The organism is Pseudomonas sp. W15Feb34 (assembly GCF_023127765.1).
Lineage (GTDB): Bacteria > Pseudomonadota > Gammaproteobacteria > Pseudomonadales > Pseudomonadaceae > Aquipseudomonas > Aquipseudomonas synxantha_A.
Genome location: NZ_SPKN01000034.1, coordinates 1 through 15,510 on the forward strand (window position 1 = coordinate 1; position 15,510 = coordinate 15,510).

The following is a 15,510-nucleotide window of genomic DNA, read 5'->3' on the forward strand; positions in this document are numbered from 1 at the left end:
CACTGGCGGTGACGGCGCGGGCTTCGATGGCGGCAGCGGCGCCGGCACCGTCAAGGCGGTCCATGTTGGCTTCGGTGGCGTGGCCGGCGTTGGCGCCTTTGGTGGCTACTTCGCCTTCTTCTTCTTTGTCGAATTCGTCCCAGCTCAGCATGACGTGTCGTCTCCTGCGTGAGGGCTCAAAGGTGCCCGTGTGAAACCGGATGGTTGGGTGTTCACACGGCCCAATGGCCGCGGTGGATCTTAAGGAATCGTTTGTTGCAGCTAGCGCACGCATTAAACGGAATAGGGCTACGGGTGCTCTGCGTGAGGCTTGAGGTGCGCAGCGGTAGGTGCAAGCTCGCGCGGGATGCCTCAGGTCTGGCTCTTCGTCCCAGTGTAAAGGGATATTGCAGGCCCGATTTACCCGCGCATTATAGGGAAAAATTTGGGTTTGTGTTGCGGCGGATGGTCACTTGAGCGCGCCAAAATGACGTGGTTTTCGGCCAGAGCGAGTGTTTGCAAGGCTTTGCTGGGGATGGAAATTTCTGGCGGGTGTTGGGAGAAATTTTATGGGGAGGGGAGGGAGCAGGTGAGAAGGGCTGTATGGGACGTCGTGGCTGAAACCGCGATCGCAGGCAAGCCAGCTCCCACATTTGATTTGCGGTGTATTCGAGGTGGGTTCTTGGCCGCAAGATTGATTTCTTGCGGCGACCAAGATCCGGGTTGAATCTAAATAACCAAGTTGTTATCCGTTAGAGCAACCATTGCCCATCACTTGATAGTTGAGGATGTGTCGTTGACCTTGGGAGTCTTCATATTCCATCTTTACCGGAACAACTTCACAGACTTCCGGAATACTGCTCATGGACAATACTTTAGCCACATCCAAGTGAGTGCTATAGGTGTAGTCCTCAACGATCGGTGCATTCTGGCCGGCCAGCTCAGTCGGGGCTTCGTCGGCCAGGGCGGCGGTGGCGCACAAGCTGCTGAGGGCCATAACTAATAGAGCTTTCATTTCTTCATTACCTTCTTCAGGGCGAAAGGGGTCACGGGGCCCTTGTGAGGCCGCATGTGTAACTTAAAAGTTGGGAAGTTCGGATTAACGTGCCTTCGTGGGGGCTGTTACGGTGTTAATCACAGTGCCTTGGTTGGCGGAAGTGATTCTAAGCCTGCGCGTTATATTCATATACCCGTGCTTTTGATAAACACCTTTGGCGGTTTTTGTAACAATCGGTCGATCAAAGTTTTTTCAGCCACCCGCAAAGCGCCACAGGCTGTGGGCCAGAGCGGTTACCCGGCATAGCAGGGCAATTTGTAGGGTCTTGTTACTACCATCGTCGAATGGTTCTATAGGCCCACCCCGGCTACAACAGGGGCCATACAACAACAACTATTGTCACCGAGGTAAGAAAGATGAGTGCGGCTTCCCTGTACCCTGTTCGCCCCGAAGTAGCAGCCAACACGCTGACCGACGAGGCAACCTACAAGGCCATGTACCAGCAGTCGGTGGTCAACCCCGATGGCTTCTGGCGTGAGCAAGCCAAGCGCCTTGACTGGGTCAAGCCTTTCACCGCGGTGAAGCAGACCTCTTTCGACGACCACCATGTCGACATCAAATGGTTTGCCGATGGCACCTTGAACGTTTCCTACAACTGCCTGGACCGTCACCTTGCCGAACGTGGTGACCAGATCGCGATCATCTGGGAGGGCGATGACCCTGCCGAGAGCCGCAATATCACCTACCGCGAACTGCATGAAGAAGTCTGCAAGTTCGCCAACGCCTTGCGTGGCCAGGATGTGCACCGCGGTGACGTGGTGACTATCTATATGCCGATGATTCCCGAAGCCGTGGTCGCCATGCTGGCCTGTACCCGCATCGGTGCGATCCATTCGGTGGTGTTCGGCGGTTTTTCCCCGGAAGCCCTGGCCGGTCGGATTATCGACTGTAAGTCGAAAGTGGTGATCACCGCTGACGAAGGCATCCGCGCCGGTAAGAAGATTCCGCTTAAGGCTAACGTCGACGACGCCCTGACCAACCCGGAAACCAGCAGCATCCAGAAGGTTATTGTGTGCAAGCGCACCAATGGCGCGATCAAGTGGAACCAGCATCGCGACATCTGGTACGAAGACTTGATGAAGGTGGCGGGCACCGTGTGTGCGCCCAAAGAGATGGGCGCCGAAGAAGCGCTGTTTATCCTCTATACCTCCGGCTCTACCGGCAAGCCTAAAGGCGTGCAGCACACCACCGGCGGCTACTTGCTGTATGCCGCCCTGACCCACGAGCGAGTGTTCGACTACCGCCCCGGCGAAATCTACTGGTGCACCGCCGACGTCGGCTGGGTCACCGGCCACACCTATATCGTCTACGGCCCGTTGGCCAATGGCGCGACTACGCTGCTGTTCGAAGGCGTGCCGAACTACCCGGACATCACCCGGGTGGCGAAGATCGTCGACAAGCACAAGGTCAACATCCTCTACACCGCACCCACTGCGATCCGCGCCATGATGGCCTCCGGCACTGCTGCCTGCGAAGGCGCCGACGGTAGCAGCCTGCGCCTGCTCGGCTCGGTGGGCGAGCCGATCAACCCGGAAGCCTGGGACTGGTACTACAAGAATGTCGGCCAATCCCGTTGCCCGATTGTCGATACCTGGTGGCAGACTGAAACCGGCGCGACCCTGATGAGCCCATTGCCGGGCGCCCACGCGCTCAAGCCAGGCTCGGCCGCGCGGCCTTTCTTTGGTGTAGTGCCGGCGCTGGTGGACAACCTCGGTAACATTATTGAAGGCGCTGCCGAAGGCAATCTGGTGATCCTCGATTCGTGGCCTGGCCAGGCGCGTACCCTGTACGGCGACCATGACCGTTTTGTCGATACCTATTTCAAGACCTTCCGCGGCATGTACTTCACTGGCGATGGCGCCCGTCGCGATGAAGATGGCTACTGGTGGATCACCGGTCGTGTGGATGACGTGTTGAACGTGTCCGGCCACCGCATGGGCACTGCCGAGATTGAAAGCGCCATGGTTGCCCACCCGAAAGTCGCCGAAGCCGCGGTGGTGGGTGTGCCGCACGACATCAAGGGGCAGGGCATCTATGTGTATGTCACGCTCAAGAATGGCGAAGAGCCCAACGAAGCGCTGCGCCTGGAGCTGAAAAACTGGGTGCGCAAGGAAATCGGCCCGATTGCCTCACCGGATGTGATCCAGTGGGCGCCGGGGCTGCCGAAGACACGGTCGGGGAAAATCATGCGCCGCATTTTGCGCAAGATCGCTACGGCTGAATACGATGGGCTGGGGGATATTTCCACCCTGGCGGATCCAAGTGTGGTGGCGCATTTGATTGAGACGCACAAGACCATGAACGTCGCGTAAGCGCGGATAGTCAAATAAAGCCCGATCCGGTTTAAGCCGGGTGAGGCTTTTCTGCGGGATCTAACAATCACCAGATATCCAGTGTGGGAGGGGGCTTGCTCCCGATAGCATCAGGTCTGTGCCAAATATACTGGCTGACCCGCCGCTATCGGGAGCAAGCCCCCTCCCACATTTGGAGCGCATTTCAACCACCAAGCCAATAAATATCGGTTTTTCCTGTGGGACGTTTCAGAATGTTACCGGCTGGTGCAAATGTGTAACCCCGCATCAAAACCTGAGGCGATGGACCACGCTTGCGCCCCTGAAAACCGCGTTTTAGACCCCCTGATAAATTAGATTAAACGCCACACTTGCCGTGCTAGAAGGGTTTGCGAATAATAGGCCCGCAATTTGCAGCATCATCAGGTTTAATATCTTTTGTCTCTGCATAAAACTCAGAGGCTGTCAATGAGCTGGAACCGCTTTCTCAGTGCTTCTGTAAATTGTTGTCGCATTGAGGAAATATCGGCTTCCGGCCTGTCGTTAGAATGCCGATCACTCGCTCGTCGTCGCAGGTGTCGCCCGCGCAGGACGCAGCCCCGCTATTCGGTTACACCTTCGCGCATCGTGGGCCATGGCTCATACTGCTGTTTTTGCCCTATACCGATGGAGTCCCAAGATGAAGAAACTCGTGCTGTTGGGCGCCCTGGCGCTGTCCGTGCTGTCCATGCAGGCTTTCGCCGAAGGCAAGCCACTGAAAATTGGTATCGAAGCGGCTTACCCTCCGTTTGCTTCGAAGGCACCGGACGGCAGCATCGTCGGGTTTGACTACGACATCGGCAATGCGCTGTGCAAGCAGATGGACGTCAAGTGCACTTGGGTCGAGCAAGAGTTCGACGGCCTGATCCCTGCACTGAAAGTGCGCAAGATCGACGCGATCCTGTCGTCCATGTCCATCACCGAAGACCGCAAGAAGTCCGTGGACTTCACCACTCGCTACTACCTGTCCCCAGCGCGCCTGGTGATGAAGGAAGGCACCACCGTCAGTGACAGCCTGGATGAATTGAAGGGCAAGAAGATCGGTGTGCAGCGCGGTTCGATCCACGACCGTTTCGCTCGTGAAGTCCTGGCGCCAAAAGGTGCGGATATCAAGGGTTACAGCACCCAGAACGAAATCTACCTGGACGTGGCCGCCGGTCGTCTCGACGGTACCGTGGCTGACGCTACCCTGCTGCAGGACGGCTTCCTGAAAACCGACGCCGGCAAAGGCTACGCGTTTGTAGGCCCGTCGTTCACCGAAGCCAAATACTTTGGCGACGGCATTGGTATCGCAGTGCGCAAAGGCGACAAGGAAAACCTTGAGCGCATCAACGCAGCGATTACCGCGATTCGTGCCAACGGCGAATACAAGAAAATCCAAGACAAATACTTCGACTTCGATATCTACGGCGCTGATGCCAAGTAAATAGTCGCAGCTGTCTGTCCGAAATGGCGCAAGCACCAGTCATTCTGAAGTTTGCGCCATTTTTTCATCCCCCTTTTCGAGGACCTGAATCATGTTGAAAGGCTACGGGGCCGTTATCCTCGATGGCGCATGGTTGACGCTTCAGCTCGCCTTGTCGTCCATGGCCTTGGCCATTGTTCTGGGTCTGATCGGGGTCGCGTTACGCCTGTCGCCGGTGCGCTGGTTGGCTTGGCTGGGTGACTTGTACTCCACGGTGATCCGCGGGATCCCCGACCTGGTGCTGATCCTGCTGATTTTCTATGGCGGCCAGGACTTGCTCAACCGCGTCGCGCCGCTATTGGGCTTTGACGACTATATCGACTTGAACCCCTTGGCCGCCGGTATCGGCACCCTGGGTTTCATCTTTGGCGCCTACCTTTCGGAAACTTTCCGTGGCGCCTTCATGGCCATTCCCAAGGGCCAGGCTGAAGCCGGCCTGGCGTATGGCATGAGCAGCTTCCAGGTGTTTTTCCGGGTGATGGTGCCGCAGATGATTCGGCTGGCGATCCCCGGGTTTACCAACAACTGGCTGGTATTGACCAAGGCCACCGCGCTGATTTCGGTGGTGGGTTTGCAAGACATGATGTTCAAGGCCAAGCAGGCGGCCGATGCCACCCGCGAACCTTTTACCTTCTTCCTCGCAGTGGCGGCGATGTACCTGGTGATCACCAGTGTGTCGTTGCTGGCCTTGCGTCATCTTGAGAAGCGCTACTCGGTAGGCGTAAGGGCGGCTGATCTATGATCTTCGACTACAACGTCATCTGGGAGGCCATGCCGCTGTACCTTGGCGGCCTGCTGACCACCCTGAAACTGCTTGCCATTTCGCTGTTCTTCGGCCTGCTCGCGGCCTTGCCCCTGGGCTTGATGCGCGTGTCCAAGCAGCCAATCGTCAACGGCGTGGCCTGGCTCTACACCTACGTGATCCGCGGCACGCCGATGCTGGTGCAGCTGTTTTTGATCTACTACGGCCTGGCGCAGTTCGAAACAGTACGCGAGAGCTTCCTGTGGCCACTGCTGTCCAGCGCGACCTTCTGCGCCTGCCTGGCCTTTGCGATCAACACCAGCGCCTACACCGCCGAGATTATCGCCGGTAGCCTCAAGGCCACGCCTAACGGTGAGATCGAAGCGGCCAAGGCCATGGGCATGTCGCGCTACAAGCTGTACCGCCGCATCCTGTTGCCATCGGCCCTGCGCCGCGCACTGCCGCAGTACAGCAATGAAGTGATCATGATGCTGCAGACCACCAGCCTGGCGTCCATCGTCACGCTGATCGACATCACCGGTGCCGCGCGTACGGTCAATGCCCAGTATTACCTGCCGTTCGAAGCCTACATCACCGCCGGCGTGTTCTACCTGTGCCTGACCTTCATTCTGGTGCGCCTGTTCAAGTTGGCCGAGCGCCGCTGGCTGAGCTATCTGGCTCCACGGAAGCACTGATATGGAACGTATCGATCATCTGCTGCCCTGGGGGCACCTGGGCTGCGAGCGCCAACTGAGCGTATTTCGCTTCGGCAGCGGCGAGCGCAAGGCCTATATCCAGGCCAGCCTGCACGCTGATGAGTTGCCGGGTATGCGTGCCGCATGGGAACTGAAAAAACGCCTCACCGAGCTGGAACAGCAGGGCGCCCTCAACGGCGTGATCGAGCTGGTGCCGGTAGCCAACCCGATGGGCCTTGGCCAGCTGTTGCAAGGCAGCCATCAGGGGCGTTTCGAAGTGGGCAGCGGCAAGAATTTCAATCGCGACTTCGTTGAGTTGAGTGAGCCGGTCGCCGCGTTGCTGCAAGACAAACTGAGCGATGACCCGCACGCCAATGTGCGCATGATTCGCCAGGCCATGAGCGATACGCTCACCGCCTTGCCCGAGCCGAGCAGCCAGTTGCAAGGCATGCAGCGCATTCTGCTGAGCCATGCCTGCACCGCCGATGTGGTGCTGGACCTGCATTGCGATGCCGAAGCCGCGCTGCACATGTATGCGCTGCCGCAGCACTGGCCGCAGTGGCGGTCGCTGTCAGCGCATTTGAATGTGAAGGTCGGCCTGCTGGCGGAAGATTCCGGCGGCAGTTCGTTTGACGAGGCGTGCTCGTTGCCGTGGCTGCGTTTATCGCGCCTGTTCCCCGAGGCCCGGATTCCGTTGGCCTGTCTGGCGACAACGTTGGAGTTGGGCGGCCAGGCCGACACCGGCCGTGATGAAGCGATCTTCCACGCCGAAGGCATTCTGGCATTTCTCGCCGAACAGGGCTTGATCAGGGGCCAATGGCCCGCACCGCAACATGAACCTTGTGAAGGCATGCCCTTCGAAGGCACCGAGTTGCTGTTCGCCCCCCATGCCGGTGTGATCAGTTACCTGCGTAAAGCTGGCGACTGGGTAGAAACCGGCGACGAGATTTTTGAAGTGATTGACCCCCTGACCGACCGCGTAAGCACCATTTGTGCGGGTACCTCAGGGGTGTTGTTTGCCGTTGAACGGCTACGTTATGCCCAAGCGGGTTTCTGGCTGGCCAAGGTGGCGGGGCGCGAAGCGCTGCGTCACGGGCGCTTGCTCAACGACTGACCACCTGTTTTTGTGAGAACCGACCGCATGTACAAGCTTGAAGTCCAAGACCTGCATAAACGCTATGGCAGTCATGAAGTGCTCAAAGGTGTGTCCTTGGCCGCAGCAGCCGGTGATGTGATCAGCATCATCGGTTCCAGCGGTTCGGGCAAAAGTACCTTTTTGCGCTGCATCAACCTGCTGGAGCAGCCCCACGCCGGCAAGATTCTGCTCAATAACGAAGAGCTGAAACTGGTGGCCAACAAGGATGGCGCCATGAAGGCTGCCGACCCTAAGCAACTGCAACGTATGCGTTCACGCCTGTCCATGGTGTTCCAGCATTTCAACCTGTGGTCGCATATGACCGCGCTTGAAAACGTGATGGAAGCCCCGGTGCACGTGCTGGGCATGTCGAAGAAAGAGGCCCGTGAAAAGGCCGAGCATTACCTGGCCAAGGTCGGCGTGGGCCATCGTAAGGATGCGTTCCCCGGCCACATGTCCGGTGGCGAGCAGCAGCGCGTGGCGATTGCCCGTGCCTTGGCGATGGAACCCGAGGTGATGCTGTTCGATGAGCCTACTTCGGCGCTGGATCCGGAGCTGGTGGGCGAAGTGCTCAAGGTCATGCAGGACCTGGCCCAGGAAGGCCGCACCATGGTAGTGGTGACCCACGAAATGGGCTTTGCCCGTGAGGTCTCGAACCAGTTGGTGTTTTTGCACAAAGGCATTGTTGAAGAGCGTGGTAATCCGCGGGAAGTGCTGGTGAACCCGCAGTCCGAACGGTTGCAGCAGTTCCTCTCTGGCAGTTTGAAATAATCAAGGCTGCTTTTGTGCACCGGGATAGTGCATGCTCCGCAGTCTTGAGGTTAGCCCCGATCTCTTGTGGGAGCTGGCTTGCCTGCGATAGCGATGCATCAGTCAATGATGTGTTAACTGACCCACCGTCATCGCAGGCAAGCCAGCTCCCACTTTTGATCTCTGTTTGTTTTGGGATTTGTAGTTGATTACGGGCTAGCATTGGCCCACGGCTTCTTTCACTGTTTTCGCTCCGGATAGCACTCCATGACCGCCCACAAAATTGGTTTCCTGATTTGGCCCAGCACAAAAGCACTCACGCTTGCGCTGGCTGAGGAGGCCTTGCGCGTTGCTCAGCGGGTGCATCCGGATGTGGTCTACGAGTTGTCTTTTCTGCAGGCCGAGCCGCAAACCGAGGGGGCCTGGCAGTTGCCGGGCGAGCCGTGGGCCGGCAAGTTGGAAGGCTTTCAGAAACTGTTCCTGCTGGCGGATGAACCGCCTACCGTCATTGCGTCGCAGCTCAGCACTGCGCTCAAGCAGCTGGTTCGGGCCGGGTGCGTGATCGGTGGGTTATCGGCGGGTGTGTACCCGTTGGCCCAGCTTGGTCTGTTGGATGGTTATCGTGCTGCCGTGCATTGGCGCTGGCAGGATGACTTTGCCGAGCGCTTCCCCAAGGTCATCGCCACCAGCCATTTGTTCGACTGGGACCGTGATCGCCTGACCGCTTGTGGCGGCATGTCGGTACTCGACCTGCTGCTGGCGGTGCTGGCCCGCGATCACGGCGCGGAGTTGGCCGGTGCTGTGTCCGAGGAATTGGTGGTGGAGCGCATCCGCGAAGGCGGTGAGCGCCAACGTATTCCACTGCAAAACCGCCTGGGCTCCAGCCATCCCAAGCTGACCCAGGCGGTGCTGTTGATGGAAGCCAATATCGAAGAGCCGCTGACCACCGACGAGATCGCCCAGCACGTGTGCGTGTCGCGACGACAACTGGAACGGATCTTCAAGCAATACCTCAATCGCGTCCCCAGCCAGTACTACCTGGAACTGCGCCTGAACAAGGCGCGCCAGATGTTGATGCAAACCAGCAAGTCGATCATCCAGATCGGCCTGTCGTGCGGCTTCTCCTCGGGGCCGCATTTCTCCAGCGCTTACCGCAATTTCTTTGGCGCCACGCCGCGCGAAGACCGCAACCAGCGGCGCAGCAGCAGCCCCTTCGAGTTGTCGTCGGTGCCCTCAGAGCGCGGCTGATTCAACAGTTAGTCTTCTTCTGGCACTGGCAGAGCTGCCACCAGCGGCGTGCCTTGGGAGTCCACGGTGGCGGCCGCGACCTGGAAGTCCACACCTGTGCGTTGGTAGTACTGACGCAAGCGCTCCATACTTTGCGCCGACAGTGGGTTGCCGCTCAAGTCGCTGTCGCCATTGAAGGTTGCTGACGTCTCCAGCAAGTCCTGCGGTATCTCCCGGATCGCGTTATTGCTCAGGTCCAGCGTTTGCAGTTGATCCAGGCCAAATACGCCCTCTGGAACTTCGCTCAGTGCCGCGTTGCTCAGATACAGCGCAACCAGTTGGTTCAGTGAGCCGACGTCAGGGGCGTGACCCAGGGGGTTGTTGCTCAAATTAACAAACTCAAGTTCGGTCAACCCCGTCAGCACGCCTCGGGTTTCGGGTGTCAGCCGGATTACGCATTCCGTTATATCCAATGTGGACAGTGTGGGCATGTGCTGGATCGCCTCAGGCAGGGTGCCCAGGGAGCACTTGCTCAGTTTGAGGGTTTGCAAATGGCTGAAGCTGCGCAACGTACCGTCGACACCAGTCGTGGTGCCGTTGCCGTCCAGTTGGAACGAGGTCACGTGGTCGAAGTTGGCGTTCAATTCCGGCAAGTCGCCCAACACTGGTGTGTCGAGTAAGACCTGGTGGGTCAGCTCATCGTCCAGGCTTTCTTCATCCTCGGGGGCTTCTCGTCGCCACGCCTGCTCCAGCAGTGTCTTGAAGTTGCGCCGCCTCAGTTGGTCCTGAGCGCGGGTTTGTTCGTCAATAGGCACATCCAGGATGGGGTGCCGATCCGGTACAGCCTGCACCCACACCTGCAGGTCGTTGTTCAGTCGCTCGTATTCAGCTTCCAGGCGCGTCAACGTCGGTTCGATTGCCGCCATGTCGCCGGGCAGGCGGAAGATGAAACGGTCTGCCTCGTTATCCAGAAACGAGGGGTATAGCCGCTGCGTGCGCATGCGTTGTGATTCGGATGCCTGGGCGGCGAAACTCTCCCCGGTGCGCTGGCAGTAGCGTTTGATCGACTCCAGGGTTTGGGGTGTCAAGGGGTTTGCGGAAAGGACCAGGCCACTGGTGGTTGAGGCCGGCATGGAAAAAAGTGCCTCGGGCAGTTGCTCAATGGCGTTTTTGCTCAAGTTGACCGACTGGCGTGGCGGGCCGCCCAGCAGGCTAGGGGGTACCTGTGTCAATCCGGTGTCTTTCAGCGAGATTGTGCTCAGATTGGGCAGGTGACTGAAATCCGGAGTACGGCCCAGCGGGTTGTGGTCCAGGTATAAATATTCGAGGCTGGTCATGCCTTGCAACCCCGCTACGCTGGTAGGGCTGAGTTCTATTGAGCAGCGTGGCAGCCCCAGAATGGATAGTGCCTGCCGGTTGAGCACTTGGGCAGGGATGTCGCCGAGCCTCACGTTGTTGATGTCCAGGATACTTAGGGCCGGGAAGCTGTCGATAAAGGCGGTCGACCCCATCGGGCTACCATTGCCTTTGATGGTCAGTGAGCCAACATGCTTGAAGTGCGCGCTCAGCGTGGGCAGCTCGCCTGCGAGCGTCGCGGGGATTTCCAGCAAATGGACGAATTGAGTGTCCTGGGGTGTTTCCCTGCGCCAGCTTTGCTCAAGTAATGTGCTGAGCTCGCTTCGCCGGGTGGCTTCCGATGGCTGCAACTGCGGCTGTTGCGTCCAGTGGTTGAGCTCGGACTTTAGCGTATCCAATTCACCGGCCAACCTTGCCAGCTCGCGCCTACCCGCTTCCAGGTCGCCTGGGAGGCTGTAGATAAACTGGTTGATCTGGTCGGTGTCCAGTGAGGGATACAGCATTTTTGCATCGCGCACATCCACTGCCGGAGCATCGGCCTCCCAGTAGGTGCCATGCTGCTGGTAATAGGCTTTAACGCGCTCGAGGGTGGCCGATGACAGTGGGTTGTCAGATAGGTCGAAGGCAGCGCTGGTATGTGACGGAAGATCGAACAGTGCTTCCGGTAATTCTCCGATCTGGTTGCCGCTGAGAAAGGCTGCGCTAAGGTCGTTGCGGGTGAGCAAACCGGGAGGGAGGCGATCGATGCCGGTTTCGGACAGGTCCAGTGTGTTCAGCTCGGTCATCGCTTCCACAGTGGGCACCCGACCCAAGGGGTTTTTATGCAGGTCCAGGGTTTGCAATTGGGTCATCGAGGCGAGCTGGGTTTGGCTGTGCGGCGTCAGGGTAATTGCGCAGTCGCTCAGGCTCAATGTGTTCAAGCTGCGCATCTGAAGTACGGCTGGGGGCAGGTTGCCCAAGGGAATACTGTCAACGGTCAAGTGACGCAATCGGGAAAAGTTGCCCAGGAACGCGGCGGCTCCTTGCGTGTGGTTGTTGCCTGACAGCGTCAGCATTGATACGTGATCGAAGTTGGCGGACAGTCGCGGCAGTTCGCCACGAATAGGGTAACGCAGGTCCAGTCGGTAGCCGTCGCGCGCCGGGTCTTCGAAGTAGTCATCGAGGGGTAACTCCCTGCGCCAGCAGCGTTTGAGTTCGCGGGCAATGAGTCTGCGATTGCGTTGCTCGTACAGACGCTGGTGTGCGCTGAGTAGGGCGCCGTTTCCGGGGGGGCGAAGCGGAATGTCGCGTTGCCAGGCATTCAGGTCATGTTCCAGTTGGTTGTATTCGATGCGCAGCGCCTCAAGGCCCGCGAGTGCACCGCCAGGCTGTGAGTGCAAGTGGTTCACCAGGGTAGTCAATTGGCGTTCGCGAAGTCTGGGGTACAGGTCGTGCGCGCGTTGAAGCAAGTTCACAGGTCTTAATGGCGCCGGCGCCTGGGCACGATAGCCGTTGTCGCTGCCCAGCAGGCGCAGGGCTTCAGTGACACTTTCCGGCTTGCTATCAGGGGTGAGTAGTGTGCGCAGTTCACTGCGTGGCAGCGGCGCTTGCCGCAGGCGCTGCTTGAGTTGTGCGCCGTCGTGGATGCCAAGGCCGAGCTGGTCACGCTGCTTATCGGGTAGGGCACTTAAAACGGCTGAGTACAGGTCGGTCTCGCTGGAGAGGGCACCCTGTTCATTGTGGGGCTGGTAGCGGCCGGCTTCAGTACGCACCAACGTGCGTTGGATCGGGGCGTCATCTGGACCGATCCGCAGCCAGCTCGGTCCGGTTTGCGAGTGGTGACGAGCCTCTAGCTGTACCTCGCCAGACCAGCCTGGCAGTGTGCGCAGGGAGTTCAGTGCCAGGCGATCAGTGTCCAGGGAGGGCGGCGTATTCAAGTGCTGGCCCTCATAGGCACGGTTGATCCGTACTTCATTCAACGCGGTGCGTGCCAGTTCGGCCAGGCGCGGGGGCGTGTTTCGTTCATGCAGTGCTTCAAGTTCTGCACCGCTGGCCTCGCTCACAAGTGTTTTTGCAACGCTTATAGGCAGTTCAGGCGTGGTGGTGAGCAATTGCTGGGTAAGCGGTTCGGTGGTGGCTTGCAACGTCGCATAACGCGAGTCGAACAACGCGCTGCGCTGGCTATCGGCAATGTCCGCGAGCTTATGGCGTAGCAGTTGGGCGCGGCGATCCAGGCTGAGTTCGGGATCGCTGGCGCGCTCACCGAACTGCGCGCGGATTTCTTCGCTGCTCATCCCACGCAGGACGGTTTTCAGCAAGTCGCCGTTCTCCAGTTGGGCCTCAAATACCTGAATCACTGGCATGCGTTCATCACCGAACTCCCAGGCTGTTTGCCCCTTGTCATCGACGATGCGCAAGGCTTTGGTGGGCGGCCACGAGCCGTGGGTGGTCAACACTTGCAAGGTGTCTTGTGGGTCAATCAGGTGGTACACCGCCGGATCGTCGCTGCGTAGCTGATCGATCAGCCGCTGGATGCTGCGGTCGATGCGCAGACGACTCAAGGTATCGTCCAGTAGCGGCGATAGAGGCTCGCTGTTGACGTGCATTTTGCGCACGACACCCTCATCCACGCCGCTGATGTGCAAGCCCAGTTCCCGGTCCGCTTCGCTTAAATCCTGCACGCTGTGCCCCAGTCTGCGCAGCAACGTGTGCTTGTCCCACTGCAAGGGCTGCTCGAGTTCGGTGTGCCACGCGCCGGCGCCGTTGTGTCGCACAATCGGGCGATAGGCGTCAGGGCGGCTGGGGTGTTTGATGTAGTAAAAATCACTGTCCGGACTTTCTTCCACGGTGTACAGCTTGTTTTCCAGTGGCAGGATTGTTTCCTTGCGTACCTCGTGCAGACCCAGCTCGTTGATACCCAGGCGCGTTGGCAACGATGATGGGTACTCATAGGGCGCCAGGTCCGGTTTCCAGTAGCGTTTGGCGCCGTTGGCCAGGCTCACCGGTTTGAAGCTGTCAATGTACGCGAGGACGTTTTCGGGCAGCACTTTACGCAGTTCGGTCGGGCCAATTTGGGTGCCCGCAGCGAAAGCACCCATCTGCACCAGGGATTCCAGCACGCTCATCAGATGACCGAAGGCTTCCTTGCCCAGGCCTTCAGCCCAGTCGATCACGCCTTCGAACACGTCATCGAGCAGTTGATAAGCCATGTAGCCCAGCATCAATTCGCCCAGGCCCGGCACGAAGGGGGCGACCACCATCAGTGCGGCGTTGAGGATCGAGGAAGCCACATCGACGAAAGAGTCCCAAAGCCGCCAGCGCGCCTCACGATCGACGCTGGCGGTGGAGACGGCCAGTGTGCGGGCGTCGTTGAGAATCTTGTCGAGTTTGCGACGGTACAGATGCAACCAGGGATCGCCCCAGACAGGCTGCGCATCAAACTGTAGCTTGGGGTCTTCGATGGGGGTGCTGCGCCAGGGCGATTGGCCGCTGCCCCTGACCGGCGGGTGCCAGGTGATGCGCGCCAGGCGCTGGCTCAAGCCGGAAAAAAACACCCCGCGTTGGGCGTGGGGTACAAAGCGGCTGAAGAAGGTCTGGTAATCGCGGTCGCGTAGTTGCCGGGTCAGTTCCTGTTTGAATGCCAAAGGCGAGGAGTATTCCTTGAGCGGGTGCTGCGGATCATCTGGAACGTATGCCACCAGGCGTTGCGGCGAGCGCGGTCTCTCAAGGTCGGGAGAGAACAGTTGAATGCCGGTCAGCGCAATGTCCATCATGCGCAGCTCCTGACAGCGCAACGGTTGGCCGTTGAGCCTGAGGTTGGGCGTGCCAGCTACCAGCCCTTCGATCAAGTCAGCATAGTCGTCGCTGATATCGTCCTTGATACGTGCCAGTTGCACGGCTGCATGCAGGGCGGCTTTCTGGCTGGCATCGACCTTCAGGCGCAATACCGCAGCGGCAACCGGGTTGGACATGCCCAGCTCATCGTTGAGGTAGCGGGCGTAGCGGGCACCCATGTCCAGGTCACGGCACAGGCTGGCGAATGCCTGGATCGATAGCACACGTTTGATCTGCGGCAAAGTGTCGAATTGCCCGCTGGCCGAAGGCTGCGTGATAAAGGTCGAGGCCGGCTCGTAGGCGTCGGCCAGGGTTTCCTTGAGCTCAAAGTTATGCAGGGCGGCGTCGAGCAGCGAAACCGTCCAGGTGCGCGCTGCGCCGGAGCGTATCGGGAACCAGGGGGTACGATCAGGGATATACAGGCGTAAATAGGTTGTCTCGACGTTCAGGTCCAGGCCGTAATCGGCTTTCAATGCCTGTTCGAGGATCGGCTTGGCGAACGCCTTGGCGTCCTGCAGGTGCTGCAATGCCCGATCTACGCTGTTCTGTGCATCCCAGTGGGCACCGGTCAGTCGCGCGAGCGCGGCGCGTTGTTCGGCACTGCCCGGCAGCTGTTGTGGCTGGGTGGCGGCAAGTGCCTGGCGTTTGTCGGCGCAGGCATTGCCGAGCCAGGAGGGCAGGGTGTCGGTCAACAATTGATAGTGGCTGTCGGGCAGGCGGGTATCGGAATAATCGAGGTTCGTCATGGAGCGGGTCCGTGCAAGTCATGAAGCCCGCAGTAAACCAGCCGGTTGCAGAGGGGGGACTTTAGATAATTAGGGGGCGCAACCCTTTCACTGGATAACCCTGACGCAAACCTGGCGCAGCGTTTAAACTGCGCCATTGCGACGCTATTTGTCGCATTGGCGTAAACCCGCTAAAAACGCGGGTTGGCGCTATAAGAAGTTGTCGCTTGGCGGCA

9 protein-coding genes and 1 pseudogene are annotated in these 15,510 nt (G+C 59.0%); 7 read left to right on the forward strand and 3 right to left on the reverse strand.

Annotation, left to right across the window (positions count from 1 at the left end; all coding sequences use genetic code 11):
* Nucleotides 1-151: pseudogene (locus E4O97_RS16650) on the reverse strand (ribonucleotide-diphosphate reductase subunit beta); the annotation flags it as partial.
* A 573-nt stretch (nt 152-724) separates the two neighbouring features.
* On the reverse strand, nt 725-994 hold the full coding sequence (locus E4O97_RS16655) for a DUF2790 domain-containing protein (RefSeq protein ID WP_014719601.1): 270 nt from the start codon (nt 992-994) through the stop codon (nt 725-727).
* Nucleotides 995-1,392: 398 nt separating this feature from the next.
* On the opposite strand from E4O97_RS16655, the gene acs reads away from it, so the two are divergent.
* From acs to E4O97_RS16690, 7 genes are all read left to right on the forward strand, one after another.
* A complete protein-coding gene (acs, locus tag E4O97_RS16660) occupies nt 1,393-3,348 on the forward strand; it encodes an acetate--CoA ligase (protein ID WP_005790645.1) in 1,956 nt (651 codons plus the stop codon).
* Nucleotides 3,349-4,006: 658 nt separating this feature from the next.
* Nucleotides 4,007-4,792, forward strand: a complete 786-nt coding sequence (locus E4O97_RS16665; protein ID WP_032879819.1) for an ABC transporter substrate-binding protein — start codon at nt 4,007-4,009, stop codon at nt 4,790-4,792.
* Between the two features lie 91 nt (nt 4,793-4,883).
* The gene (locus E4O97_RS16670) at nt 4,884-5,573 is read left to right on the forward strand and encodes an ABC transporter permease (RefSeq protein WP_032879821.1); all 690 of its coding nucleotides are present in this window, start codon (nt 4,884-4,886) and stop codon (nt 5,571-5,573) included.
* A complete protein-coding gene (locus E4O97_RS16675) occupies nt 5,570-6,268 on the forward strand; it encodes an ABC transporter permease (RefSeq protein WP_103734779.1) in 699 nt (232 codons plus the stop codon). The genes E4O97_RS16670 and E4O97_RS16675 overlap by 4 nt, the downstream gene beginning before the upstream one ends.
* 1 nt (nt 6,269) lies before the next feature.
* On the forward strand, nt 6,270-7,382 hold the full coding sequence (locus tag E4O97_RS16680; RefSeq protein ID WP_032879825.1) for a succinylglutamate desuccinylase/aspartoacylase family protein: 1,113 nt from the start codon (nt 6,270-6,272) through the stop codon (nt 7,380-7,382).
* A gap of 27 nt (nt 7,383-7,409) precedes the next feature.
* Entirely contained in the window at nt 7,410-8,174 is a 765-nt protein-coding gene (locus E4O97_RS16685; RefSeq protein WP_005790637.1) for an ATP-binding cassette domain-containing protein, read from the forward strand.
* A gap of 246 nt (nt 8,175-8,420) precedes the next feature.
* Complete coding sequence (locus tag E4O97_RS16690) at nt 8,421-9,401, forward strand: GlxA family transcriptional regulator (RefSeq protein WP_005790635.1); 981 nt, start codon at nt 8,421-8,423, stop codon at nt 9,399-9,401.
* An 8-nt stretch (nt 9,402-9,409) separates the two neighbouring features.
* Here E4O97_RS16690 and E4O97_RS16695 read toward each other — a convergent pair whose 3' ends face one another.
* Entirely contained in the window at nt 9,410-15,295 is a 5,886-nt protein-coding gene (locus E4O97_RS16695; RefSeq protein WP_248161777.1) for a DUF6543 domain-containing protein, read from the reverse strand.
* Nucleotides 15,296-15,510: the final 215 nt, after the last annotated feature.

What these genes read in the sequence shown, in the direction of transcription:
- E4O97_RS16680 (WP_032879825.1), top strand. Translation starts at nt 6,270, where the DNA reads ATGGAACGTATCGATCATCTGCTGCCCTGGGGGCACCTGGGCTGCGAG.
- E4O97_RS16695 (WP_248161777.1), bottom strand. Translation starts at nt 15,295, where the DNA reads ATGACGAACCTCGATTATTCCGATACCCGCCTGCCCGACAGCCACTAT.
- E4O97_RS16690 (WP_005790635.1), top strand. Translation starts at nt 8,421, where the DNA reads ATGACCGCCCACAAAATTGGTTTCCTGATTTGGCCCAGCACAAAAGCA.
- acs (WP_005790645.1), top strand. Translation starts at nt 1,393, where the DNA reads ATGAGTGCGGCTTCCCTGTACCCTGTTCGCCCCGAAGTAGCAGCCAAC.
- E4O97_RS16670 (WP_032879821.1), top strand. Translation starts at nt 4,884, where the DNA reads ATGTTGAAAGGCTACGGGGCCGTTATCCTCGATGGCGCATGGTTGACG.
- E4O97_RS16655 (WP_014719601.1), bottom strand. Translation starts at nt 994, where the DNA reads ATGAAAGCTCTATTAGTTATGGCCCTCAGCAGCTTGTGCGCCACCGCC.
- E4O97_RS16675 (WP_103734779.1), top strand. Translation starts at nt 5,570, where the DNA reads ATGATCTTCGACTACAACGTCATCTGGGAGGCCATGCCGCTGTACCTT.
- E4O97_RS16665 (WP_032879819.1), top strand. Translation starts at nt 4,007, where the DNA reads ATGAAGAAACTCGTGCTGTTGGGCGCCCTGGCGCTGTCCGTGCTGTCC.
- E4O97_RS16685 (WP_005790637.1), top strand. Translation starts at nt 7,410, where the DNA reads ATGTACAAGCTTGAAGTCCAAGACCTGCATAAACGCTATGGCAGTCAT.